Genomic DNA, 26619 nt, shown 5'->3' on the forward strand with positions numbered 1-26619 from the left:
GAGAATGACCATGCGAGAAATCACCCTGTCCCAGGCCGTGAACGAAGCCCTGGCCGAGGAAATGCGGCGCGACGAGACCGTCTTCATTCTGGGTGAGGACGTGGCGGAGGCCGGCACGCCGTTCAAGGTGCTGTCCGGGCTTGTCGAGGAATTCGGCACCAACCGCGTCATCGACACGCCGATCTCGGAACCCGGTTTCGTGGGCCTCGCCGTGGGTGCCGCGATGACCGGCGCGCGGCCGGTCGTGGACCTGATGTTCGGCGATTTCCTTTACCTCGTGATGGATCAGCTTTGCAATCAGGCGGCCAAGCAGCACTACATGTCCGGCGGCAAGCTATCGGTGCCGATGGTCCTGCGCACGAACCTCGGCGCGACCCGCCGCTCGGCGGCGCAGCACAGCCAGTCGCTTCAGGCGCTGGTCGCGCATATTCCGGGGCTGAAGGTCGCCCTGCCCTCATCGGCCTACGAGGCCAAGGGGCTGATGAAGACCGCGATCCGCGACAACAACCCGGTCGTCATCTTCGAAGACAAGCTGATGTATCAGGACAAGGCCCCGGTGCCGGAGGAGGAATACCTGATCCCCTTCGGCGAGGCGAATGTGAAGCGCGAAGGCAAGGACATCACCCTGATCGCCACATCCTCGATGGTGCAGGTGGCCGAAAAGGCCGCCGAGATGCTCGCGAAGGAAGGGATCGAAGCCGAGGTCATCGACCCGCGCACCATCGTGCCGCTGGATGAAAAGACGCTTCTCGACAGCGTGAAGAAGACCTCGCGCGCCATCGTGATCGACGAGGGCCACCAAAGCTACGGCGTCACCGCCGAGATCGCGTCGCGTCTGAATGAAAAGGCGTTCTACCATCTCGACGCGCCGGTGCTTCGCATGGGCGCGATGGACGTGCCGGTGCCGTTCAGCCCCGCGCTCGAGGACATCACCGTGCCGACGCCGGAGCGTGTGGTGGAAAACGCGCGCAAGCTTTGCGCCGGGGAGCTTATCCATGCCGCATGACGTGACGATGCCACAACTGGGCATGGCACAGGACGCGGGCAAGATCGTGTCTTGGCTGAAGTCGCCCGGCGAGGCCGTGTCGAAGGGCGACGCGCTGTTCGAGGTCGAAACCGACAAGGCGACGATGGAGGTAGAGGCGCAGGCGGACGGGTTCCTTACGGGTGTGACGGCGGGCGAAGGCGAGGATGTGCCGGTGGGCGCCGTCATCGCCCGCATCTCGGAGAGTGCCGAGGACGACACCCCCGCCCCGTCGCAGGCCCCCGCCGAAACTGCACCGAAAGAAGCCGCGGATGACCTGCCCGAAGGTCACGCCGTCACCATGCCGCAGCTTGGCATGGCGCAGGATTCCGGCCTGCTCGTGAGTTGGCACAAGTCACCGGGCGATGCGGTGTCCGCCGATGATGTGTTGTTCGAGGTCGAGACGGACAAGAGCACAATGGAAGTCGAGGCCGGGCGCGACGGCTACCTTGCGGCGACACTGGCCGAGGCCGGTGAAGAGGTGCCCGTGGGCACCGCCGTCGCCATCATCAGCGCCGAAAAGCCCGACAACGCCGTAGCCCGCAGCGCCAAGGCGACGCCTTCGGTCAAGGCGGAGCAGACGTCCGCCGCCGAGGCGACGCCGCCTGAACAAGCAGAAAAACGTCCTGCGCCGAAACCCGCCGCCGCCACAGGCGACCGCATCCTTGCCTCGCCCAAGGCGCGCCGCCTTGCGATGGAACAGGGGCTGGACCTTGAACGTCTGGCCAAGGCGGGCCATCCGCAGCCCTACCATGTGGCCGACCTCGACACGCTGCGTGCCATGCCCGATGCGGCCCCTGCATCCGCTGCACCGACCGCAACGCGCCGGCTCGTGGCCGAGATCGCGCACGATGGCCTTCCAGCCTTCACCGACTGGATCGCCGAGGCGCATGGCCCGATCAATCCCGACGCGGTGATCGCCGGGCTCGCCGCCGCCTCTCTGCCCGCCGGCGCCCCGGTAGCTGTCGAACGGTTCGGCCAGTCGACCACCTACGCCTTGGCCGCCAGCCGGGCCCTGTCCGGCGTATCCGAAACCGAAGACACCCCGGCGCTGACCATCCGCGACCTGCGTGGCACATCGCTGAGGGGGATTGATCTGGGTGGCGAGGATTCGCCTGTTCTCACGCTCACCGCGCAGGGTGCGGGGCTGACCCTCACGCTGGAATGCAAGGCCGCCGACATGGATGCACGCGCGGCGATCCAGCTACTTTCCGACTTCGCAGGCCGGGTGGAGCAGCCGCTCCGCCACCTGCTCTGATCTGACCGGAGACCGAAATGGACTACACCGATCTCTACATCAACGGCGAATGGCGCAAGACCGACGACCGCTTCGACGTGATAAACCCCGCGACCGAAGAGGTGCTGGCCTCCGTCGCCTCGGCCGATATCGCCGATGCCGATGCCGCGCTGGACGCCGCCGAAAAGGCGATGGCCGACTGGGCCGCGCGCACGCCGCGTGAACGCTCCGAGGTGCTGCGCAAGGCGTGGGAACTGATGACCGCGAAACTCGACCATTTCGCGCATCTTATCACGCTGGAAAACGGCAAGGCCGGAACGGACGCCAAGGGTGAGGCGACTTACGCCGCCGAATTCTTCCGTTGGTTCGCCGAGGAAGCGGTACGCGCGGACGGGTTGATTACCCACGCCCCGTCCAGCGGTGCCCGCATCGTCGTACAGCACAAGCCCGCGGGTCTCGCCGTGCTGGTCACGCCGTGGAACTACCCGGCGGCGATGGGCACCCGCAAGATCGCCCCGGCACTGGCTGCGGGCTGTGGCGTCATCATCAAACCCGCCTCGGAAACGCCGCTGACCATGCTCGCGCTGATGCCGATCCTCGAAGAGGCCGGCGTGCCGCCGGGGCTGGTCAACGTGCTGCCGTCGCGCCGGACGGGCGCGCTGGTCGATCACATGCTGCATGACCCGCGCGTGCGTGTGGTCAGCTTCACCGGCTCCACCGGGGTGGGTCGAAAGCTGCTGAAAGGTGCCGCCGATCAGGTGCTGAAACCGGCGATGGAACTGGGCGGCAACGCGCCCGTGGTGATTTTTGAAGACGCCGACATGGACACCGCCATTGAAGGCACGATGCTCGCGAAGATGCGCAACTTGGGCGAAGCCTGCACCGCGGCCAACCGCATCTACGTGCACGCGGACATCGCCGAGGCGTTCACCAAGCGCCTTGCCGAGCGCATGAGCGCGCTCAAGGTAGGGGACGGCACCGATCCGTCGGTGGACGTGGGACCATTGGTCAACGCCGATACCCGCGACAAGGTGGCCGCGTTCGTGGCCGATGCCGTAGCCAAGGGGGCCAAGGTCGAATGCGGCGGCGACGTCCCAGGGGGTAAGGGCTACTTCTACCCGCCCACGGTTCTGTCGAATGTCTCGGAAGACGCCGACTGCGTTCATGACGAAATTTTCGGCCCCGTCGCCGCGATCCAGACCTTCACCGACCAAGCGGACGTGATCCGCCGGGCGAACGACACCGAATATGGCCTTGTCGCCTATGTCTTCTCCGAAAACTTCAAACGCGCCCTACAGGTCTGCGAACGGCTGGATTACGGCATGGTCGGCCTGAACCGGGGCTTGGTCAGCGACCCGGCTGCGCCCTTCGGCGGGACCAAGCAATCCGGGTTGGGGCGTGAAGGCGGCCACGAAGGGATGCTCGAGTTCATGGAAACCCAATACATCTCCGCCGACTGGTAGGGGGCGAATATGTCTGACACGATTGCCAGCCCCTCCACCCGCCGTCTCGCCCGCGAACAGGGAGTCGACATCGACGCCCTCGCCCGAAAGCTCGGCCGAACGACCATCAGTGCCGAGGATATCTCCGGGAGTGCTCGTCCTGCGGCGAGTGCTGGGGATACCTCGTATTGGGATGTCGATCACGGCCAGTATGGGCCGGTCACCAAGGAGCCCATGAGCCGCTTCGCGCAGGTGGCCTCGAAAAACCTCGCGGCGGCGCAGGCGCTCATCCCGGCGGTGACCCACCACGAGCGCGCCGATGTCTCGGCCATCGAGGCGCTGCGAAAAAGCTGGAAGGCCGAGGCGCAGGCGCGCGGCGTCAAGCTGACCGCGCTGGCCTTCCACGTGGTCGCCCTGTCCCGTGCGTTGCGGGCCTTCCCGCGTTTCAACGCCTCGCTGACGCCGGATGGGGAAGACCTCGTGCTGAAGGACTACGTTCACATCGGCATCGCCGTGGACACGCAGCATGGCCTGATGGTGCCGGTGATCCGGGACGCGGACCGCAAGGGACTTTGGCAGATCGGGGCCGAGATCGCCGATCTCGCCGGTCGCGCCCAGGCCCGCAAGGTCCGGCAGGACGAGATGGGCGGTGCGTCGATGACCATCACCAATCTGGGTGGCATCGGCGGCACGGCATTCACTCCCATCGTCAACCCGCCCGAGGTGGCGATCCTCGGCATCACGCGGACCGAGACCGTGACCCATTGGGATGGCGACACGCCGCGCCCGGTCCCGATGGTGCCGCTAGACCTGTCCTACGACCACCGCGTCATCAACGGTGCCGATGCGGCCCGGTTCATGACCCACTACGCGGGCCTGATCGCAGATCCCCGCAACATGCTGGTCTGAGGGGTGCCATGACTGACACCACCGATCTTCTCGTCATCGGCGCAGGTCCGGCCGGCTATGCCTGTGCCTTCCGCGCGGCCGATCTGGGGCTTTCCGTCACGCTCGTCGATGCGCGCGACCGGCTGGGCGGGGTCTGCCTGAACGAAGGCTGCATTCCGTCCAAGGCCCTTCTGCATGCCGCCGAAATCATCCGCGAAGCGCAGCACATGGCCGATTGGGGCATCTCCTTCGGCAAGCCGAAACTCGACCTCGATGCTCTGCGGGCGAAGAAGGACGAGATCGTGGGGCACCTAACCGGCGGGCTGACCGGGCTGGCGGGCCGCCGCAAGGTCACGACCCTGCAAGGCAAAGCCACTCTGACCGGACCCAACAGCGCCGAGATCGACGGCACCGAAATCCGCTTCGACAAAGCGGTGATCGCCGTCGGCTCGGCCCCCGTGCAACTGCCGGGCTGGCCCGAGGACGACCGCATCTGGGACAGCACCTCCGCGCTGGAGCTAAGGGACGTGCCAAAGACCCTCGCCATCGTCGGCGGCGGCATCATCGGGCTGGAAATGGCCACGGTCTATTCCGCGCTTGGCGCAGAGGTCACCGTCGTCGAACTCGCCAACCAGATCGCACCCGGGGCCGACCCGCAGGCCGTTGCCATCCTGCGTAACGCACTGGAGGCCGAGGGCATCACCATCCACACCGGCACGCAGGTGACCGAGGTCGCCACGACCGAGGCCACCGTCACCCTGACCTGCACCGGCGCATTCGAGGGCCAGATCAAGGCCAAGGCCGTGATCCAGTCCGTCGGCCGCCGCGCCAATGGCGACAAGGTCGGGGCCGAGGCGGTCGGGCTGAGTGTTTCGGATCGTGGCGTGATCGAAGCCGATGCCACAGGTGCCACGGATGTGCCCAGCATCTTCGCCATCGGCGATGTCACGGGCAACCCGATGCTGGCCCACCGCGCCACGCATCAGGGCCACATCACCGCCGAGGTCATCGCCGGCCACCGTGCCGCGCTCGAGACCACGCTCATCCCGTCGGTCGCCTATACCAGCCCGGAACTCGCCTGGGTCGGCCTGACCGAGGCGCAGGCGAAGGCCGAAGGCCGCACCGTCAAGGCCACATCCTTTCCTTGGGCGGCCAGCGGTCGCAACCTCGCGTCGGGCGGCCGGGAGGGGCTGACCAAACTGGTCTACGATCCGGCCACAAATCGCCTGCTCGGGGCCAGCATCGTGGGCCGCAACGCGGGGGAACTTCTGGCCGAGGTCACGCTGGCCATCGAAATGGGCGCACGTCTGGAAGACATCGGCCTGACCATCCATGCCCACCCCACCCTGTCGGAAACCATCGCCTTCGCCGCCGAACGCGCACTGGGGACCTTGACTGACCTGTGACCGGGCTGGGCGGGTAGAGGGCGCCGTGTGACGAGTTTGAACTCGTCTTGGTCAACCGAAGCGCGTGATGGTGCCTACAGAGTCACCACGCAGAAATCGCCAACTCTCGGTATTTCGACCGAATCTCTGGCAGATGGCATAGCCCATGTGGACGGAAAAACGGCAGAAAACAGGGATACAAGGACTGCGCCTACAGAAATAGGGGCAAATGGCGGTGCTGGCAGACTAAATCGAACCAGTCTCAGCTAGGGCAGGTTTGCTGTCCCTTGTTCCGCGCAGAGACCACGCCACTCGGTCAGAGCGGCGGCGCGGTTGGCATTGAAAACGGGTCGGCTTGAGAGGCTGCGTTCCTGGTTGAAATGATTTGAGACGGAGGCGTGGACGGAGGCGAACTTCTGGAGACTTCGTATGCCCCGGAACCGGAGCATGGCCCTTTCGCGTCGTCGGAACGGTAGATGCGAGTTCTCGGCGCGGTTGTTCACCCAGCGGCCCGTTTCCTGCCGCGTATCGGCTCCGAGCTCTTTCAAGGCAGCACCGTAGTACCGGAGCCTATCGGTTACGATCGACTCCGGCCCGCCATGCTTGCGCATTGCTTTCTTTAGAAACTTCAGGGCGGCCTTCCGGTCCCGGGTCTTGGTAACAAAGCTCTCCAGGACCTCTCCTTCATGGTCGACCGCCCTCCAAAGATAGTGCCGTTCCCCGTTGATCTTCACGAACATCTCGCCGAGGTGCCAGCGCCAGCGACTGGACCGCATTCCGTCAATCCGGCGCTTGCGGATCTCGGCCGCAAACATCGGCCCGAACCGATGCCACCAGTACCTGACGGTCTCATGGCTCACGTCGATCCCGCGCTCATGGGGCAGGTCTTCCACATTGCGGAGGGAGAGCGGGAACCGAACGTACAGCATCACAGCCAAACGGATGATCTCGGGCGACGTCTTGAAGTACCGGAAGGGACTTGGTTTGGACATGCTCGAACGCTAGCCACCCCCTGCCCCACCTCAAGCCAAGTTCCTTTGACAACACCCCAATGGCGGCTTTCGGCCCAAAGCCGACCTTGCCCATCAATTCACAATGCTGCAATGAGGTTCGCCATTGCGGCCATTCCTACAGGGCGCAGCATTTTGTCGGCTTAAACGTCGATGTGCAGACGCTTCGGATAGTCGCTGCGCGCCGATTAATGCAAAGTCTATTTAAACGCACCCAATTCAACGCTCCAGATAAACTCGAAATGAAAAACCTGACAGCTGATCCACTTGGATTGGTCCGAACGTCCAGAAATCTCGCAGTACTTCTGCGTGCGGGTGGCCGTAACTATGGCGTGGCTCAGAGCTGAATACGCTTGTCTTCGGCGCAACACGTGCTGCAAGGCCATCGTGCCAATTGGCCCTAGCACCATGATGCGCAACCTGAAATACGCTAACGCGTCTTGCGCGGCGCGCATCAAGGTAACTCTCCAAATTTTCCCATTTCGCGGCACTATTCAGGTTCCCATCGCCGGTTAGCAGGATCGCACCTCTCATTTCGTGATCCTTCCAACAGCTGCAAGCGCCGATAAGTCGGTGATACAAGCATTCGCAATTGCAGATCCTCTGCCCCGTCCAAGGGCCAACTGCACCGGCATAAAGCATTAGACTGACATTGTTCATGGTCGCCCCACGACCGAAGGTCATCTCATAGAGCGTCTTCAGTTCATCAAGAGCGCTTTGCCGTTCGTCTTGGTTGCGGTTCAGCAGCGATCCTCGAAACGATTCCACTTTTGACGCAAACCCGAATGGGTCATCAGGTTCTGTAGCGGGATCATTGTAGGGCAGAAATTCCCAAACCTTATGGATGAAAATTGCTTTACCTGGTCGAAGCATCCGAATGCGATGGTCCAAGTGACCGTATGCCCCTTCCAGATCTCCGAACGAAACGGGTTCGCCGGGCCCGGACGGCTTCTCGGGGTCGTCTAAGTCTTCGGGCGGTTCGGGGGCTGCTGTCGGTTCGGTCGAGAATGGCGGCCCATCTTCGTTAGAGGGCATAACGAACAGGACCTGTTCAAACCCGTCACCCGCCTCCTGGATGAAGTATTGCACTGGGTCGACATAGAACAACATCTCGGGGTCTTCTGCCCTCAGCCCTTGTTCAAAGCCGATCAGCAGGCGGTACCACAAGGGTGCCCACGGTAGCATTAACGTCTTGGCACCTATCCTATTCAGTAGTTCAACAGTACCGCTGATGTGGTCATTGTGGAAATGCGACAGGGTGAGAAGATCGATTTTCTCACCTTGGCAATCATGTTTCAGATCGTCGATCGCGTTGGTGACCAGCCGCTTTCCCGAACTGGAACCACAGTCATAGACCCAGCGATATGGCCCCACTGGAGCCGGCCTAGGCGTTCCGCCAGTATTTACAACTCGGCGGGGTCGTCGTGCGGGCGGCCAGAACTCAACCGAACCGGTGGCAAACAAGCCCTGGCCGACTGGAAAGAACTGGTGAACCGCTTGAATATTGGTCATGCGTCGACTGCTTCTACAGCAAGCTCCAGGGCCTCGTGCAGCACGGAGTCGAGGTGTTTGCTGCGGGTAATGGCGGTGAGGTTGGCCTCCAGCTGGTCGCAGAGGGCCATCAGGGCATCGAGCTTGGCCGCGATGCAGTGTTGTTCGGCGAGTGGCTGGAGGGGGACATACTGCCTAGTCGCCTGTTGCATAGCTCGACTTTCCTTCAAGTGCGTTGAGTACTAGTTGATTGTTTCGTAAGATGTATTGATATCAAAGGCAAAGCGGACGGCCTTCTGAAAGAGCCATGACGTAGTTACTATCTCGTCAAGAAACCCGGTTCATCTTGGTGCGCAAACCTTCAGACCAGTCCTTCAACGACTCGATGTCGGCCATGACTTCGGATGGCTCCGGTGGCTCGGGATCATGGCCACGAGAAGGATCATGTGCATCGACGAAGTCGCAGCACTTTTTGAATCCATTTTGGAAAATTTGTACATCAGCCTCTTCCAAGGCTGTGACACGTTTTAAATTTTTGGTGTCTATGTAATCGCGGTGACGCATCACGACATTGGCAAATACAATGTCCTCTAGCGCCCGCTCCCAAGTCGCTCGCAGTCGACTGTAGAGAGAAGATACTGCCGTTTTGTAACTTTCGTCGTCATTCGCTTCAAACAAGCGCTTTGCGTCGCGGGCTTCTTTTTCAAGTTTGTCAATCCGGTCTCGAATACTAGACGCCGTCCAAGGCAAATCCCTATTGACGATGCCGACGACATCCTGTCCGCGTGTGAGATGTGCCAGTGCAGTCGGCGTATTTCGCTCCGAAGCCAACTGGGCCAAATCATTTACGAAGATCATGTCATGCGTGAACACGATAACCTGCCGCACGCCGGATTCCTTTGCCAGGCGCCTGGCGACTTTTGAGCGCCAGCGATGATCTAACGAAGAAACAGGATCATCGAACACAAGCGCTGATGTGTGTGATGCGTTGGCTAGTTCGGTAAGGTATGAAGCCAATGCGACGCACGTCTGCTCGCCCTCGCTGAGCACATCATGGACCTTGGCCTTGGGGTTGGCATAGAGCTTCACCTCGTATTGCGGTGAACCGAATTTCCCCCCCGAGCGCACGACCTCGACCCGCACCCGATTACCAGCCAGCGCGACAATCTCTTGTTGAAACCGGTCACGCATACGCGGCGTTATAAGATTGTCGGCGATTTCGTTCCCGAGCCGCGTGATCGCCGTGGTGGCGGTGTCGCGCAAGCAGTCTTCAATGCGCTTTAGCTCTGCGAGCCTCGCGATCTCTGTTTTCGCAATATCCAGCAATTCGTGACTTTGTTTCCGGTCCTGCAAGTCTGCCTGTTCATTGAGCACGGCTTCCCGTGCTTCGCCGCCGGATGCGTCATCGAGAGAAGCCGCATAGGCGCGTGTCTGCGCAGCTTCGGTGTTTACGGCTTCCGCGACGGATTCAGGTAAAGCCAGCGGATCTGGAACATCTTCGCCGGAGAGCTGCGCAAGCGTCTGCACCTGCACACGCCGCGCAAGCGCGATGAATCTCAGCACTTGCCTTGCGAGCGCGAAGTTGCCGGCTTTCAAACTTCGATAGGCCGCAGAGACTTTGTTTACGTGAACGACCACAGCGCGAAATTTTTGCTCTGCTTCCTTGAAGACACGCTCGGCCTCTGCCGCTTTGCTTTCTGTGTCCTCCTTGATGAAGTCCTCAAGGCCAAGCATCCGCGCGGCGGTGGGCTCGTCAATCTCCTGATGACACAGAACGCAGATATCTCCCGACGATGGTGGAAACGCTGTACCAGCGCCCTTCGCCACTTGCGAATATGCTCTGGCGGATTCCCAGAGAGTCCGCCAGACGGTTTCACCAACGCCCTCAAGCGCCAATCCGGAAAATGCATCATGCGCTGCCGTGTTGGCGGCCATGCGCATGTCGTCAGCACCTTTTTTCGTCGCATGAAGCGCCTGAATGGCCTCGTCATTCAACGCCTGCTCGATCCGCTTCAAATAGGATTCCAGTTGATCGAGCTGAGCCGCGCAGTCGCGCTGCGCTTGCGCCGCCACGGCGGGGTCTTGAGCGAGATCGGCCTGAAGCTTGAAAAGGCGCGCTTCGTCCGCATCCGAAAAGGCTGTCTTGGGCGTTACGGCGGCGATGTCGGTATCATGACGAAGCGAAGACAGGGCTTTGCCGAGCGCAGAGCGGCTTGACCAGATCGGATTGACGAAAACAGAGTTACGCTTTTGCTCCAGTGTTTCTCTCTCGGTTGTCAGGCGTGCCTTAATTTCCTGACAGACACCGGCGAGGTCATCCGGAATATCAAGGCCGAAGGGGCGAAACCAAACCTCGTTCTTCTTCTGAACGTGTACCGAAGCCGCATCCCGGTCGAAGACCGTGATGGCGGAAAGCATCTCTGCGGACTCGCCCTCATCTTCCCATGCGACCGTTTCCGCTGCGCCGCTGGTACGGGTAATTTTCAGATCGGCCTTTGCTGTGCGCGTCGGTGAAACGCTGTAAACATCAGGCATGATCTCGCCGGCATGTCGTGAGCGACAAGCCTTCTTGAGAATCCGCGTATAGCCAGATTTTCCGGTGCCATTCTGCCCGTAAACTATGGTCAGTCCCGACTCTTCGAAGTTCAGGGTCTGGCCGGTTGCGAGCTGGTTGACACCAGAAACATTTGCGATGCCGGACAGGGAAATCGACTCGCCGGCACCAGGATCAACCGGCAAATGGTCCTTCGAGAGTGGCTTGGCTGCCAGCGTCACCGTCTGATCGCCATGCTCTTTCTTGCAAAGCGCCAATAATTCCTCGAACGCCTCTTCGTCCGGATAGCCGTTCAGGACAATGCGGCGCAGCGCATCGCGTTGCCATAGCGGGCGGTTCTCCGACCACGCCAGAATTCGTTGAGGGACAGTATCGTCGCTTTTCTCAATACTCGCGCTGTCCGACATCACCGTATTGCCCTATCTCGCAAAACATACTTATCAAAATCAGAAGGCTACAAGTGCTGGGTCAATGACGGAAGCCTATTCCTTAGTTAGCTGTTGAAAATGTCAAAGGCACAAGAAGCCTTTGCGTGCGGATGTATGCGCGACGCCAATGTCAGCTAACGTTCGAGGCAGCTCGATAGCTTGCGAGTGCCGCGAACGGCAGCTTTCCGCCCAATGGCTTCGTTATCTCATAACCTACCTAAGGCGTGAAAACCGGCAAGTCGGACGGGGCGCGCATGCGCCCCGTCCTTCAGCTTAGCAGGAAAATGCCGCTATTACCCCGAGAGGGCCGCGTAGACCGCGCTCTCGAAATCCATATACCCTGGAAAGGATACCCCATCTGCGAACGGCAGGATCTGCGTTGCCCAGTAGCCGCCGATCCCGTTTTTCCGATCAATCCAGTAGTAGCTGTTCGCCAGCCCGGCCCAGCCGATAGCTCCTGCTGGGCGCCCGGTCGGGGCCTCTTCGGCGTTAACCATGAAGGTGTAGGACCAGTCCTTGGGCATGCCCGGAAAGAACTCTGCATCATTCGAGAGCGAGGGGATGACGCCGGGCAACATGGTAACCTTCTGCGGCGGGACAAGCGCGCCCTGCACGGCCCATTCAACGGTTTCGGGTTTCAGGACCCGCCCGTTCGGACCGGCACCTTCATTCAACCACATGCGGATGAACTTCATGTATTCCGGCACGGTCGCGTACAGCCCGTGACCCCCCATGTGGACTTCGGGATCATCGGGTAGTGCGAAATCGTCCATCGGGGTCAACCCGCCATCCTCGCCCCGCGCGTGGATGGTCGCGGTCCGCTCCTTCATGTCAGGCGTCCGGGTAAAGGCGATATCCTGCATTCCGAGCTGGTCGAAAATCCTCTCTTTCATGACCTCGCCCAAGCGTTTGCCACGGATGCCTTCGACGACCTGTCCGACCCAGTCGATGTTTGTGCCGTATTCCCACTTCGTGCCCGGATCGAACAGCAGCGGCGTCTCGATGCAGGCTCGGCTTCCGGTGACGACTGAGGGCTGCCCCTGTTCTTCGGCGAGGCGCTTGTAGGTCTCGTTGAAGAAGTCATAGCCGAAACCGGCCGTGTGCAGCATCAGCTGGCGGGTCGTGACGTCGCTTTTCGGGGCGCGCAGGCGGGGGGTTCCGTCCGCGTCGAACCCGTCGATCACCTTCAACGCACCGATGGCCGGGGCGTAGTTCTTCGCAGGAGCATCGAGGTCCAACAGACCCTCCTCGACACATTGCAGGGCTGTCGTGCCCGCGATGGCCTTGGTGGTCGAGAAAATGGCGAAGACCGTGTCCTCGGTCATTGGCTCGCCGTCCAGACGCCGCTCTCCAGCCGCGCCGGAATAGATGTCGCCATTGCGGTCCGTCGCCATCGCGACAACACCGGGCACACGCGACAGACCGGTGACCAGTCCATTCAGAACGGCGTCACAGCGGGCTTTCAGATCGTTTGTGTTGATGTCCTTCATTGGTTCCTCCCTTGAAGACGTGCAGGGGAGAATGCGGGACATCGGGCGTGCGCGCTGTCTGCGACCGGCATGGTCTGTCCGATTTCGGAAGCCAAATCAGTGTCGGCGGACGCGTCTCGCCGAGCGACCACGAGTCTGCGACGGCGTTTCTCCGAACCGGTCGCGATACCGTCCAGCCAGCGCACCGAAGTTCGAAAAGCCCCAGTCGGACGCGATCGCGGTGATGGTCACATCTTCAGCCATCGTTTCGAGATCTTGGCGAAAGCCCTCAAGCCGCCGCGCCACGAGAAAAGCTCGGGGCGATACGCCCCGGAACTTCCGAAATCCACCAGACAGCGTCCGCGCAGAAACGCCGACACGTTTGGCCACATCGCCGATTGAAGGCGCCTCGCGCGCTTCGGCTTCCATGATCTCTTCGGCTGCGCGAACGTACGCGGGAGCTGCACAGCGGGCCCCCGTTTCGAGGCTCAACCCGGCCGCCGATGCCCACTGTCGCAGAAGTTCGACGCAAAGCATCTCTTCGATATGCCGCGCCAACACTGCGTCGGATGAGACTTCGCCCTCGCGCGTCAACGCACGGGTGGCATAATCGAGCAGCGCGGGCCAGGCTGAGTTGGGGCCGCCAATTTTGACGCGGCTCGTCCACAGGCGGTCATCCGGCACGAAACCGAACCACCGCTCGGCCGTCTCAACCATCGCCTGATGCGGGATCGTGAGGTTCAGCTGCATATGGTCGGGATCACCCTCCAGCCAGTATTCAGCCCTGGAGCAATCTACGACGAAGCTTTCGCCGGCCCCGGTTTCAATAGAACCACCATCGGTTTGATGATCCAGTGCCCCGCGCAAGGTGTTCAGAACAAGGATGTTTCCGGCGTCAGGATCGAACCGGTCAAGGTGGATACCCGTGCCGTAGGCAAACCGGGTCATGGTCACACACCCCGCCTTCGCCGAAATCATGGTCGCATCCGGCAGGGACAAGCGATCCAAAGGCCGCACCCGATATCGCATATAGACCGACCGGCAGAAGTCCTCCACTTCGTCCCAATCAGCTGAATGCGTCTTCTGCTGGTGCCGGATCGGCGACCCCAAAGAATCCAGAACGAGTGCATGTTCCAGCAAAACGGCGCTCCTCCTCGTGGTTCCAGCGTCAAAATAACACGATACTGGCGAGGTAGACATCCGGCATTGGTCGTAAAGAAATGAACGTGATGGTGGCGACGCGCCGACACGGTCGCGATCTGGCGAAGGTTCTGACCGAGCGCGTTGTCCCCCCGGCGTGTGAGGCCCAACAATGCCGACATTGGTTCAAGCCGCAGCGAATGACCGCTTCCCGCCCACCTATCAGTTCCTTAAACACCCGTTTCCCACTGGACTACCCACGCGAACAGAGCGTCAGTGGTCACACGCCCGGCCGCTCCGGGCGCGCCTCGGTACCGGGGGCGGCATTGGACCGGCCCGGCAACCAGAGGAGAACACCATGGCAAAACCCAAACAGACGAAGAAGGACAAGGTCCGCGCGATGCTGGAGCGGGCGGACGGTGCGACGCTGGACGCGATCTGCAAGGCGACCGGGTGGCAGGCGCATTCGGCGCGGGCGGCGCTGAGCGGCTTTCGCAAGGCGGGCCACACCGTTGAACGCTCCACCCCGAGCGACGGCAAGGGGGGCGCGGCGCGCTACCGGATCACGGCGTCGCCCGCGGCAACCGAATGATCCGCGTAGAGGAAATGGAGACCATGGACCGGGCCGCGCTTGTCGCGGTCTGGTCGGAGGTTTTCCAATCCCCTGTCCCCAAGGGGATGAGCCAGAACTTCCTCCGCCGTTTTCTCGCCTTCGAAGTTCAGGCGCGACAGATGGGTGGCCTGCCAAAACATGTACTGGTCAGGTTGAACGCACGTTCGGGAGAGGCCAAGCGCAAGGCAACCACGCCCGGCCTCAAACCCGGTGGGCGGCTCTTGCGGGAATGGAACGGCGTCACCCATGTGGTCGATGTAACCGAGGAGGGCTTTGCGTGGAACGGCAAAACCTGGCGGTCGCTCTCGGTCATCGCGCGGGAGATCACCGGGGCACACTGGTCCGGGCCGAGGTTCTTCGGCCTCACAGGAAAGAGCCGAACATGACCAGGACTACGATCCGCTGCGCTATCTACACCCGGAAGTCCTCGGACGAGGGGCTCGATCAGGACTTCAACTCGCTCGATGCCCAGCAAGAGGCCTGCGCGGCCTATATCGCCAGCCAGCGCCACGAGGGCTGGAAGAGGCTGCCTGCCCGCTACGACGACGGCGGGATCTCCGGGGGCACACTCGAGCGCCCTGCCCTGCAGCGGCTCTTGGGCGAGATCGACGCCGGCCGGGTCGATATGGTCGTCGTCTACAAGATCGACCGCCTGACACGTTCGCTGGCGGATTTCGCGAAGTTGGTCGACCGGCTCGAGGCCGCAGGCTGCTCCTTCGTGTCCGTGACGCAGGCCTTCAACACATCGTCGTCGATGGGACGGCTGACCCTCAACGTGCTCCTGTCCTTTGCCCAGTTCGAACGCGAGGTCACAGCCGAGCGCATCCGCGACAAGATCGCTGCCTCGAAGAAGAAGGGGCTCTGGATGGGGGGCAACGTGCCTCTTGGGTATGATCGACCTCCTGACGGTGCCACACGAGTACTCAGGGTCAATCCCGAGGAATCCCGAACGGTCCGCCGTCTCTTTGAACTCTATGCCGACCACGGTTGCCTGCGCCGGGTCGAAGACGCCGCGAGGCGTGAAGGTCTTCGGTCCAAGGAACGCAAGAGCACCAAAGACGTGGTCACAGGCGGCAAGCCGCTTTCGCGCGGGCAGATCTATCACATCTTGCGCAATCCGCTTTACTGCGGCCGGATCCGGCACAAGGACAAGGTCTGGCCCGGGCAGCACGACGCCCTCATCGACGACGCGCTCTGGGAGCGCGTTCAAACCCTATTGCAGACACGCTCCGGCCGCTCCCGCACGCGAGGCGGTCATTCGGACACCAATGAGACCACGTCCCCGTCGCCGGCCTGGCTCACGGGCAAGCTGCGCGACGAGACCGGCGACCGGCTTACGCCGACCCACACGACCAAGGCCGGTCGTCGTCTGCGCTACTATGTCTCCAACCGCCTGGTCTCGGGGGGCGCGGACCCGACCGGCTGGCGCCTGCCGGCCGCCGCGCTCGAGGCGCGCGTCCTGGCCCTGCTGATCGCGCACCTGGAACGGGCACGCAGGGAGCATCGGCTGCTTGCCCGGCCTGATTCCGCCATGGCCGACGAGATCGGGAGAGCCATCGCCAGCTTGCAGCAGGGTCTCGAAGGCACCCGTGGTCAGGTTGCGGCGGCCCTGGTCGACCACGGCTATCTGACGCGCAGCGAGATCCGGATCACCCTCGACCTCACGGCGCTGTCAGCGAGGCTGGGCATTACCGCCGATGATCTCGATCCGGCGTTGGGTACTCTGTCCGCGCCGCTTCAGATCCGACGGCGCGGTGTTGAGACGAAGATCGTGGTGGGCGAGGCGCAATCGGACCCAGATCGGCATTTGCAGGCCATGTTGATCCGCGCCCACGGATGGACGCGCGCGCTTGCCGCTGGCACGTCCCTCGCGGAGGTCGCGCGGGCCGAGGGTTGTTCGGAGGCCTTCCTGCGCACGCGCTCAAAGCTCGCCTTCCTCTCTCCGAAGATACAGGCCGCCATTCTCGACGGCACGCAGCCACCGGACTTTACCCTGACCAAACTGGTGCGCCTGCCGCTCCCACTCGACTGGCAGGAGCAGGAACGCGCCCTTGGGGTCTGATGCGCGGCGTACTGACGCTCTTGCCGCGAGAATGGAAGCTGCCGTGACTCAGAGCAATGCTTCCATGCCCGTGCGGCCGGCGGATTACTTTAAGGTTAGATCATCGATCACGACCTGCCAGTAGCTTTCATGCCAGATACGGAGTTCTGTAATACCCGACCAATTGGGAGCGAAACGTTTCGGTGAGATGTGTGACCCACGAAAGCGGTCTTCACTTACGAGCACGCCATTGCGAAATGCCTCGACGACGATTTGTGCGTCAAGACCTGCAGGCCAGGCGATCGTCAGGTTTACCGACACAAGATCAAACGGACTGTCGGACCACATGCGGGCCGTATGTCCCGACGACGTGTAGGCGGCAAATTCTCCCGATGTGGTGCCGTTGATGTATCCTGCGCCCTCGTAATACATGCGGTGAGTCGCCACGAAGTTTTGCCAGTGCATGTCAGCGACACCAGTCGGCACTTCGACGAGCGTGTTTGACGTAATCAGGTCGTCGAAATCGATGATCGTGAGGGGCTCCCCAGAGGGGATAGCATCTTCGATGGGCTTTGGCACTCGTAGGGGCCAATGGTCGACCTCGACTTGCACTTTTTTGATTTCTGCCCGGTTACGCCAGCGGACCGTCCACCTCCCAGGCGAAACGGGGCAGTGTCGACCATCACTGGCCTCGATGGCCTGCCATTCGATGCCCTCTTGAGAAGTGCAAGTCACCTCGTCATTCGCATCGGCTGCAATCGACAGACCAAGGCGTGGGGCCAGCCCGACGAAGGGCGGTGTTTCCTCTGCTACTAGTCCGCCTGGGGCGGCTGGTAGCGCTAGGATTTGCGTCGAGTATGGGATCGGGTCAACCGGATACATCAATTCGGTGGGCAACAACACCTCTATGCTGATTTCGCCGGGGCCGGAAATATGGCCCCTACCCGGGGACATGAGGAAATTTGCGAAACCAGCGAGATTTGTCTCGACGATCACCGGCTCAGCGCCAGGCCGCGTCAGACGAACGGGCACGCCAGAGATCGGCGGCTCGCCCAACTCGTAAACACCATCACGATCAATATCCCGAAACACGAACTGCGAGAGTACCATTTCCCCCGCCGTAAGCGGCACCGGCATGGTTGTTGCGGTGGCAATGGCCGAGAGGCAGATGCACACCCGCGCCTTCAAAAGGCGGAGGTGATGTCTCAAACGAAGGGTCCCGGTCAAGATATCATTTTGCACACAATACGCCGGCCACGATAGGTCTTTCAGGCTAGGGGAGCCGCCAGTTAAGGCAGCCCCCCCTGTTAGCCCGGCACGCGGAAGAGAGGGCGCATGCGCAAGGCTGGCCACGCATTCAATAAATGCCCCGCGCAAGGTATTCGCTGTGGTTCTGGAGCGCCACAGTGACGGCCATCGCGATGCTCGCACGTCCATCGGCTCTGCGCAGCGAGGCGTCACAGATCGTGCGCCTTTCGCCGGTGAAATCGTTGCGCGCCAGTTCGGGGCAGATGAGCACAACCGCAGCCTGAGGAAACCGGCACCGGAATTCCTCAAGTCGGTCGATCGCCCCCATCAAGTCTCGGACCTGAAAAATGACGAGTTGGCGGGAGGCAAAAGACCGGTTCAGGTATGCCGCCACGTCACGTTGCGTGTCGAACGTGCGGAACGTGCGGCCATAGGCACCGATATCGGCGATGTGGCTGCGCTCAGTGTCGTCGAACGCGCCACAGGCGACGACGTCTGACTTCTCAAGCCGTTCGATCGTGTGAAGCGAGAGATGCTTGCCCCAGCGTTCTTCGACGATATGCGATGGGACCCCAGCATGACGCACACCATTGACGTCATCAGCCGATGTGGTTGTGATTGCTCGCAACAGCGTGGCGATCCAGCCGCCCGGAACGTCGGTAGTTGGCGCAATGGGACTGCGACCACGTTCTTCGAAGTGGGAAACGTTGAAATCCTTCATCCTTCTTGGCCCTTCCTTGTGCCTCGTTCCGCAGAGCGTGGTGCCCGGCAGCGTCTGAGTGATGGCTGGCAGCGAACTCCGCCCGAAGGTCTCGGCGCGGGGGCGCCGGGGGGCGATGTCTTTTGGCTGTTCCGACCTATCGCCAGAGCCCTGAGGCGTGCTGGGGTTCGGATGCGGCGCAGCCTTGCCGTTCATTGATTGGGGAACATCGCGTTTCGAGGCCCCCGGGCCGAATTGGGGTCCACCAATCCAGCCATCACCTGAACGCATCTTCGCTGTTCACGTTAGCGAAACAATCAGCATTGGGTTGGATACGCCGCGTGTAGAACCGAAGCCCTACGGACCATGCTGGTCGGCCAAAGACGTATCCATCCTAAGTACTATCTTGTCATCGGGAGAGTGTATGGGCCGTACCCCTGGCAAAAAAGTGGAGCGCAGTCCAATAACTGCGCTCCCAGGTGGGGCCGGGCAAGGCGGTTGCCCGGCGATGGATATCATTGTCAGCCGCCGATTTGCGCAAACAGCTGGGCCTGCGATATCGGGAGGACGATGCTGCTGCCCCGCGCTGCGATCTCGCCGCTCGAGATCGTGATGCAGCGACGGGCGCCGAAAATCGCACTACTCGTCAAGAAGCGGGCTTTGACGATCCGGTCACCCTGCAGTTCGACGCCTTGGATCTGTCCCACCGGTGTGCGCGAGCTGTCAACCGCGGCAAAGCTGTTGAATGTGGTCGTGCCCATCGGTTGACAGGTGGTCGCATAAAGCCGGCCGGTTTCCGGGTCTCTCAGCGGGACACCGCCGGGCCCGGAATTGGCCACACCACCCGACGTCGAACCGCCGGTGCTGCCGCCACCATTGCTGCCCCCGGTCGATCCGCCATTTGATCCACCATTGCTGCCACCATTCGAACCGCCATTGTTGCCGCCATTAGATCCGCCATTAGATCCATTTGAGCCGCTAAGTGCAGTCCCAACGCCGCTTACGGTCCCGCCGACGACATTGCCAACCGCATTTCCTCCTAGGGCAGCGCCAATGTCATTTCCGAGCCCGCCATCGGTCGAACCGCCATCGAGGACATCGCCAACACCCGTGACGGCGCTGCCGACGGCTCCTACGGTATTGCCGACGACATTGTCGCCAAGGGCACTGCCGACATCACCGACAAGTCCGCCCAAACCACCCTCGGCCCATACCAAGACCGGACTCATCGTCAAAATGGTGGTCAGCGCAAGTCGCTTGCCCAAGCCGACACCCCGGTGTCTTTCGTTCGAGTTATTATGTTTCGTCATTTTAGGGATCCCTTCTCGAAGGTAGCGACGGCTGTTGGGGTCCGGCTGGCAATCGACGGTGTCCGCGAGCGGCGGACATTGGGAAAAACCATTCTCCGCACCTTGAACTTATGATCCAATACAAATCTCTTTCATGCCTGTGCCGGCGGAATTGACCGCTCGTTTTTTTCGCGAACGGTTCCGAGCGCCCCCACCCTGTGTTCCATCGCTGATTGCTACCACACCCTTCTCGGGTGGCAGTTCAAGCTTCGGGCGTTGTTGCCTGAAGGCACATCGGACTTCCGTCGGAAAAGGCCGCCTATGGACCCAAAGGAGTATCCGGGTCGTACGACCGACCCTGCTAGGGTGACTAAACACATGGCGACCATCCGCCCCCCGATCCGTGGGGGCCGTGTCCCATTTGAGGGTTGAGTGGTGAAAGTGAAGCCAACAAGACGCAAGTGGGCGTGGGCCCTAGCTGTTGCATGTCTGATGGCATGTTCGACTCCGTCTGCGCTGCAGGCACAATCGGGCAAAACAACCTGGTCGACCGCACAGGGCGACCAGAGGAACGCCTATATCCAGACAATCAACATGCTCGACGCGGATGGTTACCGAGTCACGCGGGTCGACCGGACCTTTCTCAATCGGATCATGGTGCAGGCGACCAAGGGGCATATCAGGCGTGAGATCGTCATTTCGCAGGCGACTGGAATGGTCTTGAGAGACGTCATATTCGGGGAATGATTTTATGGAATACAGGCGGATCGCAGCGCCCGCAGAGGTCAAGGCAGTTCCCAAGCCGAAGTCCGGCTCCAAGTCGGCGTGGAGAAACCATGTCGCCGCGCTTCAATCCATCGTCATCTTTCAGGTGTTCTGCACTGTCCTGTTCCTGGGCAAGACCCTGTCGGACCTTTTGGGTATCCCGCTCTATTTCCTGCCATGGTCAGTGCTCGAAACGATCGAACTGCTCGCCGCTCTCGGCATGCTCCTCGGTGTCATCAGCGGCATGCTGTTGTTTCGCGAAGGCCATAAACGGATGATGGAGGCTGAGCGCCGAATGAATGCAGCCGCTGGCGAGTTCCACGAGCATCTATTGAGCCAATTCGACGAATGGGAGCTTACGCCGACCGAGAAGGATATCGCGCTCTACGTCGTCAAAGGATTTTCGAATCTGGAGATCGCATCTCTGCGTGGCACCACGGAATCCACGGTGAAATCCCAGGTTTCAGCTATCTTCCGAAAATCCGGAGTGAACAGCCGACAGCAACTGGCAACATGGGCGGTCGAAGATCTTATCGAAGCGCTCACACCTACGACGGAGCCCGACTCCGCCGAACAGGTCTGAACCTTCGATACTAGGCGTCCTATTCGCCGGCCGAGCGGGAAGCGGACAAGCCAGCAGTTATCGCTTCATCGTTCACATAGGCAATAAGCTGAAACCGGTTCTCCATCCCCGATTTACGGTAGACGCTACTAAGCTGCTTTTTAACCGTTGCGATGCTCGACCCGCGAAGCTCGGAAATTTCTTTGTTGGAGAACCCTTTAACTGCGAACAAGGTCACTTCGGTTTCCGCGTTTGACAGTCCCCAATCCTCTTGCAGATATGAAAGTATCTGGCCCTTCTCCTCCTCTTGATCGACCGGGCGCGCAACCCGCTGCATATCCGGGGCCGAGATGCGACGATCGATTCTTTCGGGGGAAAGCACGAGCAAATAGATCAATAAGGTGGTCGCGGTGGACCCAACGAGCATTACGGTTGCGGCCTGACCGGGTGTCAGGAAGCCTCCGTTTCGGTAAATCCAGACGACGGAGACCACTTCGAAAAGTAGCGTCAACGCAGAGATTCCCACGAACCGAACGCGAAGACTTCTATCTTGATCACGGGTCGATCGCATGGCCTGGCTCCTCGACAAATTCACGCAGTATGGCTTTCTTGGGCAACGAAAAACTCGATAATTGACGCCCTTCTGGAGGGGCCTAGCAATTCTTCTATTCTTGATTGAGGTTTAGAAAAACCGTATCGAGGACAGCTTGTAAACCCCGCTGATGGTCATGGAATCCTGACCGATTGGACGCAGTCAAAGTGGAAAACGTTCAATTTCGGGGCTTTGGCACGTTCGACCAATCCTTCGCATTATCCGAAAGATCATGAAGTTGCGGGAGGAAGGAGTGACGACCGGCCCAGCTGATTGGTCAAGCCTTAGGGCTCGGGATCGGAACTACGGTGCCCGTCAGGAATGGCCCGGGTTGAGTGGTAGCATATGCCGCTTTCGCTGGCTTTGACCATTCCGTTCAGTCCTGTCCGGCGCGGAGGGATGCGCCGACGTCTCGCCCGCTCCTCTTGCCCTGATCGAACCGGTCGTCACGCGTTCAGCAGACAGTGCGGGCCGTAACTAATCAATCGGCGACTCGTGCCATTCAGGGCCATTCGTATGGCGGCTGAAACCCTTCCAACCAAAGCACTACAACTTTCATCGAGTTGAGCTTTCGGGAACGAGCAGGCCCTTCATTTTAGCCGAAACCTTAGAACGGAAAACGGCGCGCCCACTTAGGCGCGCCATCGCTTGTTGTCCGAGTGGCCAGTGCGGCATCTTAACCGGGTTAGCCGCCGAGTTTCTGAGACAACTGAGTGCGCGACACCGGCAAGACCACGCTGCTACCGACAGGGGTGATGGACCCGCCAGAAATCGTGATACAGCGCGATACTCCGAACACGCCACGGTCGGTCACGAACCGAGCACTGACAATGGTGTCACCTTGTAAAACAACACCCTGAATTTGGCCAATTCGAGTCCGGGAAGCATCCACGGCCGCGAAACTGTTGAAGGTTCCTTCCCCCATGGGCTGGCAATTTGAGCCGAAGTTTCCGGTCCCGTTCCGGGCATTCGCCCCGAGGACCGCACCTGAATTCGTGCCGGTCGTGCCGTTGTTGGTGAAGCCGCCCGTCCCGCCGTTCGAGCCTCCGTTGGATCCGCCGTTCGAGCCGCCGTTCGCGCCACCGTTGGACCCGCCGTTCGAGCCGCCGTTCGAGCCGCCGTTCGCGCCACCGTTGGACCCGCCGTTCGAGCCGCCGTTGGACCCGCCGTTCGAGCCGCCGTTGGACCCGCCGTTCGAGCCGCCGTTCGAGCCGCCATTGGACCCTCCGTTCGAGCCGCCGTTTCCAGAGGTTGAGCCGCTGAGGACGGCGCCCACGGTATTGACAGCGCCACCTGTGACCGCGCCCAGTCCACCGCCGATCGCGTCGCCGAGGCCGTTGCCCAAACCGCCGCTACCGTCCGACGTGCCGCCGTCGAGAACGTCTCCAACTCCCGTTACAGCGCTACCGACGGACCCGACGGTGTTACCGACAGCATTGTCGCCAAGTGTACTGCCTATGTGTCCGACCAAGCCACCCAAGCCGCCTTCCGCAATCGCACCGCCCGACGTCAAGACAAGTCGCCACCATGCCCACGAAGGGCAAAGAGCTCGCATTTAGCCTGCTCAGTGCCGTTCTCGTTTCGATCCGCATATTCCGTTCCTTCCGAAATCAAACCGGACCCATGATGTGTGACTGCCGAACGGACGAAAGGTCGCCAGCTCCATAGCGCTATCCCCACAAACATCGCCGCCAGCCCGAAACAGCCCGGTCATGTCCAGGCCCCCGGTCGTCTACCGAGCAGTTGCCCTGACTATTGCCACGTCGGATCCAGTGTTTGGTTGCTACCGCATCCCTTTGATGCTGAACGAAGGATGCCGCGCACGGCACTTCTGTTCATCGGCCATTGGGGTGAGAGCCCGAGGTATGGCTCGAAAGTTTGAAGAGGTGGTACGGGATGGGACCGGCATCAACTCGCAACTCTTTTCGCGCCGCTTCAGATCCGACGGCGCGGTGTCGAGACGAAGATCGTGGTGGGCGAGGCGCAATCGGAACCAGATCGGCATTTGCAGACCATGTTGATCCGCGCCCACCGATGGACGCGCGCGCTTGCCGCTGGCACGTCCCTCGCGGAGATCGCGCGGGCCGAGGGATGCTCGGAGGCCTTCCTGCGCACACGTGCCAAGCTTGCCTTCCTCTCTCCGAAGATCCAGACCGCCATTCTCGACGGCACACAGCCCCCGGACTGTACCCTCACCAAACTGGTGCGCCTGCCGCTCCCGCTCGACTGGCAGGCGCAGGAACGCGCCCTTGGGGTCTGATGCGATTGCGCGCGCGCCTCAGCCCAGCAACCGATCCATGATCGCAAGAGTCTTCTGCGTTCGTCTGAGGTCCTTCTCGATGGCAGCTCGCACGGCTTCGTCACCCTCTGTTTCAAGCAACCGCTCGAGACCCTCCACCTCCCGCAGCCAATCCTCACGGCGCGCCCACAAGACCTCCAGTTGCGCCACCTGTTCCTTCGTGGCGGGCCCGTCGATCCAGGCGCGCCCCGTCTCCATGTCGATCTTAACCTGATCCGGATGCGGCAAGGGCGCGGGCAAATCCGTGATCCCGAGCCGCTCACGGCGGGCCAGTTCCCGGTCCCATTCGACCTTGTAGGTGATGGCCGTCTCGAGCCATTCATCCGCCAGGGCTTTGTTCTGCCGTTCCGTTGCCGCAAGCATCTCGGCGAACAGGCGTTGGGCCCGGTGCTGCCCCTTTGCCGCGTTGACCGCCATCGCACGCACGATCGCCTGCGCCATCGGAACTGTTACGCTGCGGCCCCCGTCGCGGACGGTGATGTCGCGGTAAGCCTCATCCAGAATGATGTCCTTGAGACGCTCCTCGTTCAGGGCCGGCCGCTTCGACTTCGCCCCGCGGGGTCGGCCCTTCGGGTTGCCGGACTGTCCCTTCGCAAAACGCGAGGCCACCGGCGGCTTGCCATAACCCACCTCGTATGACGCGCCCGGCCGAACCGCCGGAAGTGTCTGCTTGACCCTGGTCATTCCGCGGCCTCCAGCCGTGCCGCAGGCGCAGACCAACCGCAGACCACCTGCTCTGCTTCATCCTTGGCATAGGCTTCCCAACGGGCCACGATCCGGTCGCAATAGATCGGGTCGAGCTCGCACAGGTAGCCCCGCCGCCCGGTCTTTTGCGCCGCGATCAGGGTGGAGCCCGATCCGCCGAACAGGTCGAGCACGATCTCACCCCGCCCGGAGACATCGCGGATCGCGTCCGCGATCATCTGGACGGGCTTCACGGTCGGATGCAGGGCCAGCTCTTCCATCCGGCCGGCGCGCAAAGTGTTCACGCCGCGGTATTGCCAGACATTTGTACGGTACCGCCCGTGCTGTCCCAGCTCGAACGTGTTCACGTGGGGCGCCGTGCCTTTCTTGAACGCGAAGATCAGCTCGTGACGTGAGCGGTAGAACGTCCCCATGCCCCCGTTGTCCTTGGCCCAGACGATAAGGTTCTTCAGCTCGTCATAGATCGCCTCTCCCGCGGCCAGCATCTCGCCCATGTGGCGCCAGTCCATGCACAGGAAGTGGATCGACCCCTCCACCGCGTGGTCCGCCATGTTGCCAAGCGCGGTCGTCAGGAATCCGGTGAAGGCCTCTGAACTCATCTCGCCTGACGCCATCGCGAACTCCCGATGCTGCACCTTGCCGGAGTTGCCCACGTGCCCGTCGATCGGCACGTTGTAGGGCGGGTCCGAGAACACCATCCGCGCGACCTCACCCGCCATCAGGTCCCCGACCACCACCGGGTCCAGCGCATCGCCGCACATCAGGCGATGGCGCCCAAGCTGCCAGACATCGCCGGGATGCACCCGCCGCGACGCTTCCTCCGGGATCACCTCGTCCACCGGATCGTCCGGCTCCTGTGGTGCCACGGCCTCCAGGATCCCATCGATCTCCGGGATCGAGAACCCCGTCACATCCATGTCGAAGTCGAGCTCCACCTCCATCAGGGCCCCCAGCTCCGCCGCCAGAAGATCCTCGTCCCAGCCCGCATTCAGCGCCAGCTTGTTATCCGCCAGTACATAGGCGCGCTTTTCCGCCTCACTCATGTGATCCAGCCGTAGGCACGGCACCTCGCCCAGCCCGAGAAGCTGTGCGGCCGCGACCCGGCCATGGCCTGCAAGGATCGTGCGTCGCTCGTCGATCAGAACCGGGTTGGTGAACCCGAAGGTCTCGATGGAGGCCGCGATCTGGCGCACCTGCTTCCTTGAATGGGTGCGCGCATTGCGCGCCCATGGCGTGAGATCGCCCAGGGCGACGTATTCGATCTTGTCTCGGGTCATTCTTGACCTCCGTTTACTGCTCATTCGACAGAATCGGCTCTGCCTGCCCATGTCGTTCGATATATCTTACATTTGCACTCCGGTCAATCTGGGCGTATACCACCGTCAGACACGGTGAACGGAGGGAGCCATGGAGATCGGGGAACGTCTCATGAGACTGCGTCAGTCCTCGAACCAGTCATTGCAGCAGGTCGCGGACGCCGTCGGCGTCTCCAAAGCCCATGTCTGGGAGCTGGAGAAAGGCCGCAGCCGCAACCCGTCCTTCGAGCTCGTGCGCAAACTGGCTAGCCATTATGGCGTGAGCATCGACGTCCTGACCGGCACGGCGCCGGAGCCCGCGCCCGAAGACATCAAGGTCGGCCGGATGCACCGCGACCTGGAGAGCCTCTCCAAGCGGGACCGGGCGATCGTCGAAGAACTGATCGCGTCGATGAAGGCCAGGTCCTCGGAAGGCTCCTGA

At 61.5% G+C, this 26619-nt stretch carries 25 protein-coding genes; 12 read left to right on the plus strand and 13 right to left on the minus strand.

What is annotated here, in order from left to right; genetic code table 11:
- Nucleotides 1-10 precede the first annotated feature (10 nt).
- Genes FCT00_RS13250 through lpdA form a run of 5 tightly spaced genes read left to right on the plus strand, consistent with a single transcriptional unit; the run spans nucleotide 11 to nucleotide 5997 of the window.
- Complete coding sequence (locus tag FCT00_RS13250; RefSeq protein WP_138423406.1) at nucleotides 11-1006, plus strand: alpha-ketoacid dehydrogenase subunit beta; 996 nt, start codon at nucleotides 11-13, stop codon at nucleotides 1004-1006.
- Nucleotides 996-2282, plus strand: coding sequence for a biotin/lipoyl-containing protein (locus FCT00_RS13255; RefSeq protein WP_138423407.1), 1287 nt, complete (start codon nucleotides 996-998; stop codon nucleotides 2280-2282). Before FCT00_RS13250 ends, FCT00_RS13255 begins: the two co-directional genes overlap by 11 nt.
- A gap of 17 nt (nucleotides 2283-2299) precedes the next feature.
- Nucleotides 2300-3724, plus strand: a complete 1425-nt coding sequence (locus FCT00_RS13260) for an NAD-dependent succinate-semialdehyde dehydrogenase (protein WP_138423408.1) — start codon at nucleotides 2300-2302, stop codon at nucleotides 3722-3724.
- 9 nt (nucleotides 3725-3733) lie between these two features.
- Complete coding sequence (locus FCT00_RS13265) at nucleotides 3734-4612, plus strand: 2-oxo acid dehydrogenase subunit E2 (protein ID WP_138423409.1); 879 nt, start codon at nucleotides 3734-3736, stop codon at nucleotides 4610-4612.
- Between the two features lie 8 nt (nucleotides 4613-4620).
- A complete protein-coding gene (gene lpdA, locus FCT00_RS13270; protein WP_138423410.1) occupies nucleotides 4621-5997 on the plus strand; it encodes a dihydrolipoyl dehydrogenase in 1377 nt (458 codons plus the stop codon).
- Nucleotides 5998-6242: 245 nt separating this feature from the next.
- Here lpdA and FCT00_RS13275 read toward each other — a convergent pair whose 3' ends face one another.
- The 6 genes from FCT00_RS13275 to FCT00_RS13300 all read right to left on the minus strand — a co-directional run bounded on the left by FCT00_RS13275 (nucleotide 6243) and on the right by FCT00_RS13300 (nucleotide 14068).
- A complete protein-coding gene (locus tag FCT00_RS13275) occupies nucleotides 6243-6968 on the minus strand; it encodes an IS6 family transposase (RefSeq protein ID WP_138423411.1) in 726 nt (241 codons plus the stop codon).
- A 237-nt stretch (nucleotides 6969-7205) separates the two neighbouring features.
- A complete protein-coding gene (locus FCT00_RS13280) occupies nucleotides 7206-8498 on the minus strand; it encodes an MBL fold metallo-hydrolase (protein WP_138423412.1) in 1293 nt (430 codons plus the stop codon).
- On the minus strand, nucleotides 8495-8689 hold the full coding sequence (locus FCT00_RS13285; protein ID WP_138423413.1) for a restriction endonuclease subunit S domain-containing protein: 195 nt from the start codon (nucleotides 8687-8689) through the stop codon (nucleotides 8495-8497). Before FCT00_RS13285 ends, FCT00_RS13280 begins: the two co-directional genes overlap by 4 nt.
- Nucleotides 8690-8804: 115 nt before the next feature.
- Nucleotides 8805-11438: an AAA family ATPase gene (locus FCT00_RS13290; RefSeq protein WP_138423414.1), complete on the minus strand. Its 2634-nt coding sequence runs from the start codon at nucleotides 11436-11438 to the stop codon at nucleotides 8805-8807.
- A gap of 314 nt (nucleotides 11439-11752) precedes the next feature.
- Nucleotides 11753-12949, minus strand: a complete 1197-nt coding sequence (locus tag FCT00_RS13295) for a serine hydrolase domain-containing protein (RefSeq protein ID WP_138423415.1) — start codon at nucleotides 12947-12949, stop codon at nucleotides 11753-11755.
- 96 nt (nucleotides 12950-13045) lie between these two features.
- Entirely contained in the window at nucleotides 13046-14068 is a 1023-nt protein-coding gene (locus tag FCT00_RS13300) for an AraC family transcriptional regulator (RefSeq protein WP_138423416.1), read from the minus strand.
- A gap of 358 nt (nucleotides 14069-14426) precedes the next feature.
- Here FCT00_RS13300 and FCT00_RS13305 point away from each other — a divergent pair, with 358 nt between their 5' ends.
- From FCT00_RS13305 to FCT00_RS13315, 3 genes are read left to right on the plus strand one after another with little or no spacing between them, the layout of a single operon-like run.
- Nucleotides 14427-14660 (plus strand): DUF3489 domain-containing protein, encoded by a 234-nt coding sequence (locus FCT00_RS13305; protein WP_138423417.1) that lies wholly within the window; start codon nucleotides 14427-14429, stop codon nucleotides 14658-14660.
- A gap of 14 nt (nucleotides 14661-14674) precedes the next feature.
- Nucleotides 14675-15067, plus strand: coding sequence for a DUF2924 domain-containing protein (locus FCT00_RS13310; protein ID WP_268920928.1), 393 nt, complete (start codon nucleotides 14675-14677; stop codon nucleotides 15065-15067).
- Nucleotides 15064-16743 carry a recombinase family protein gene (locus FCT00_RS13315; protein WP_138423419.1) on the plus strand — a complete coding sequence of 560 codons (1680 nt, stop codon included), beginning with the start codon at nucleotides 15064-15066 and terminating at the stop codon, nucleotides 16741-16743. The genes FCT00_RS13310 and FCT00_RS13315 overlap by 4 nt, the downstream gene beginning before the upstream one ends.
- 84 nt (nucleotides 16744-16827) lie before the next feature.
- Here FCT00_RS13315 and FCT00_RS13320 read toward each other — a convergent pair whose 3' ends face one another.
- The 3 genes from FCT00_RS13320 to FCT00_RS13330 form a co-directional block, all read right to left on the minus strand.
- Nucleotides 16828-17949, minus strand: coding sequence for a hypothetical protein (locus FCT00_RS13320; protein WP_040884323.1), 1122 nt, complete (start codon nucleotides 17947-17949; stop codon nucleotides 16828-16830).
- A gap of 130 nt (nucleotides 17950-18079) precedes the next feature.
- Nucleotides 18080-18886 (minus strand): hypothetical protein, encoded by an 807-nt coding sequence (locus tag FCT00_RS13325; protein WP_138423420.1) that lies wholly within the window; start codon nucleotides 18884-18886, stop codon nucleotides 18080-18082.
- Nucleotides 18887-19191: 305 nt separating this feature from the next.
- Entirely contained in the window at nucleotides 19192-19980 is a 789-nt protein-coding gene (locus FCT00_RS13330; protein ID WP_138423421.1) for a hypothetical protein, read from the minus strand.
- A 411-nt stretch (nucleotides 19981-20391) separates the two neighbouring features.
- Here FCT00_RS13330 and FCT00_RS13335 point away from each other — a divergent pair, with 411 nt between their 5' ends.
- Nucleotides 20392-20706: a hypothetical protein gene (locus tag FCT00_RS13335; RefSeq protein WP_138423422.1), complete on the plus strand. Its 315-nt coding sequence runs from the start codon at nucleotides 20392-20394 to the stop codon at nucleotides 20704-20706.
- A gap of 4 nt (nucleotides 20707-20710) precedes the next feature.
- Entirely contained in the window at nucleotides 20711-21307 is a 597-nt protein-coding gene (locus FCT00_RS13340; protein ID WP_138423423.1) for a response regulator transcription factor, read from the plus strand.
- Nucleotides 21308-21326: 19 nt separating this feature from the next.
- Here FCT00_RS13340 and FCT00_RS13345 read toward each other — a convergent pair whose 3' ends face one another.
- Nucleotides 21327-21797, minus strand: a complete 471-nt coding sequence (locus tag FCT00_RS13345; protein WP_171042989.1) for a helix-turn-helix transcriptional regulator — start codon at nucleotides 21795-21797, stop codon at nucleotides 21327-21329.
- Nucleotides 21798-22563: 766 nt separating this feature from the next.
- Nucleotides 22564-23223 carry a hypothetical protein gene (locus FCT00_RS21485; protein WP_171042990.1) on the minus strand — a complete coding sequence of 220 codons (660 nt, stop codon included), beginning with the start codon at nucleotides 23221-23223 and terminating at the stop codon, nucleotides 22564-22566.
- Between the two features lie 669 nt (nucleotides 23224-23892).
- Between FCT00_RS21485 and FCT00_RS13355 the strand changes: the two genes are divergently transcribed.
- Nucleotides 23893-24138 (plus strand): hypothetical protein, encoded by a 246-nt coding sequence (locus tag FCT00_RS13355; protein ID WP_212748016.1) that lies wholly within the window; start codon nucleotides 23893-23895, stop codon nucleotides 24136-24138.
- Between the two features lie 18 nt (nucleotides 24139-24156).
- Here FCT00_RS13355 and FCT00_RS13360 read toward each other — a convergent pair whose 3' ends face one another.
- Both FCT00_RS13360 and FCT00_RS13365 read right to left on the minus strand, forming a co-directional pair.
- Nucleotides 24157-24861, minus strand: coding sequence for a DUF5681 domain-containing protein (locus FCT00_RS13360; protein WP_138423425.1), 705 nt, complete (start codon nucleotides 24859-24861; stop codon nucleotides 24157-24159).
- A complete protein-coding gene (locus FCT00_RS13365; RefSeq protein WP_138423426.1) occupies nucleotides 24858-26159 on the minus strand; it encodes a site-specific DNA-methyltransferase in 1302 nt (433 codons plus the stop codon). The genes FCT00_RS13360 and FCT00_RS13365 overlap by 4 nt, the downstream gene beginning before the upstream one ends.
- Nucleotides 26160-26289: 130 nt before the next feature.
- Between FCT00_RS13365 and FCT00_RS13370 the strand changes: the two genes are divergently transcribed.
- On the plus strand, nucleotides 26290-26619 hold the full coding sequence (locus FCT00_RS13370) for a helix-turn-helix domain-containing protein (RefSeq protein WP_008328454.1): 330 nt from the start codon (nucleotides 26290-26292) through the stop codon (nucleotides 26617-26619).

Source organism: Maritimibacter alexandrii (assembly GCF_005871115.1).
GTDB classification, from domain to species: domain Bacteria; phylum Pseudomonadota; class Alphaproteobacteria; order Rhodobacterales; family Rhodobacteraceae; genus Maritimibacter; species Maritimibacter alkaliphilus.

Excerpts from the sequence above, each read along its gene's own strand:
- FCT00_RS13275 (WP_138423411.1), bottom strand. The coding sequence starts at position 6,968 with ATGTCCAAACCAAGTCCCTTCCGGTACTTCAAGACGTCGCCCGAGATC.
- FCT00_RS13315 (WP_138423419.1), top strand. The coding sequence starts at position 15,064 with ATGACCAGGACTACGATCCGCTGCGCTATCTACACCCGGAAGTCCTCG.
- FCT00_RS13360 (WP_138423425.1), bottom strand. The coding sequence starts at position 24,861 with ATGACCAGGGTCAAGCAGACACTTCCGGCGGTTCGGCCGGGCGCGTCA.
- lpdA (WP_138423410.1), top strand. The coding sequence starts at position 4,621 with ATGACTGACACCACCGATCTTCTCGTCATCGGCGCAGGTCCGGCCGGC.
- FCT00_RS13340 (WP_138423423.1), top strand. The coding sequence starts at position 20,711 with ATGGAATACAGGCGGATCGCAGCGCCCGCAGAGGTCAAGGCAGTTCCC.
- FCT00_RS13285 (WP_138423413.1), bottom strand. The coding sequence starts at position 8,689 with ATGCAACAGGCGACTAGGCAGTATGTCCCCCTCCAGCCACTCGCCGAA.
- FCT00_RS13370 (WP_008328454.1), top strand. The coding sequence starts at position 26,290 with ATGGAGATCGGGGAACGTCTCATGAGACTGCGTCAGTCCTCGAACCAG.
- FCT00_RS13365 (WP_138423426.1), bottom strand. The coding sequence starts at position 26,159 with ATGACCCGAGACAAGATCGAATACGTCGCCCTGGGCGATCTCACGCCA.
- FCT00_RS13290 (WP_138423414.1), bottom strand. The coding sequence starts at position 11,438 with ATGTCGGACAGCGCGAGTATTGAGAAAAGCGACGATACTGTCCCTCAA.
- FCT00_RS13260 (WP_138423408.1), top strand. The coding sequence starts at position 2,300 with ATGGACTACACCGATCTCTACATCAACGGCGAATGGCGCAAGACCGAC.
- FCT00_RS13310 (WP_268920928.1), top strand. The coding sequence starts at position 14,675 with ATGGAGACCATGGACCGGGCCGCGCTTGTCGCGGTCTGGTCGGAGGTT.
- FCT00_RS13280 (WP_138423412.1), bottom strand. The coding sequence starts at position 8,498 with ATGACCAATATTCAAGCGGTTCACCAGTTCTTTCCAGTCGGCCAGGGC.
- FCT00_RS13265 (WP_138423409.1), top strand. The coding sequence starts at position 3,734 with ATGTCTGACACGATTGCCAGCCCCTCCACCCGCCGTCTCGCCCGCGAA.
- FCT00_RS13250 (WP_138423406.1), top strand. The coding sequence starts at position 11 with ATGCGAGAAATCACCCTGTCCCAGGCCGTGAACGAAGCCCTGGCCGAG.
- FCT00_RS13325 (WP_138423420.1), bottom strand. The coding sequence starts at position 18,886 with ATGAACGGCAAGGCTGCGCCGCATCCGAACCCCAGCACGCCTCAGGGC.
- FCT00_RS13355 (WP_212748016.1), top strand. The coding sequence starts at position 23,893 with ATGTTGATCCGCGCCCACCGATGGACGCGCGCGCTTGCCGCTGGCACG.
- FCT00_RS13305 (WP_138423417.1), top strand. The coding sequence starts at position 14,427 with ATGGCAAAACCCAAACAGACGAAGAAGGACAAGGTCCGCGCGATGCTG.
- FCT00_RS13330 (WP_138423421.1), bottom strand. The coding sequence starts at position 19,980 with ATGACGAAACATAATAACTCGAACGAAAGACACCGGGGTGTCGGCTTG.
- FCT00_RS13255 (WP_138423407.1), top strand. The coding sequence starts at position 996 with ATGCCGCATGACGTGACGATGCCACAACTGGGCATGGCACAGGACGCG.
- FCT00_RS13295 (WP_138423415.1), bottom strand. The coding sequence starts at position 12,949 with ATGAAGGACATCAACACAAACGATCTGAAAGCCCGCTGTGACGCCGTT.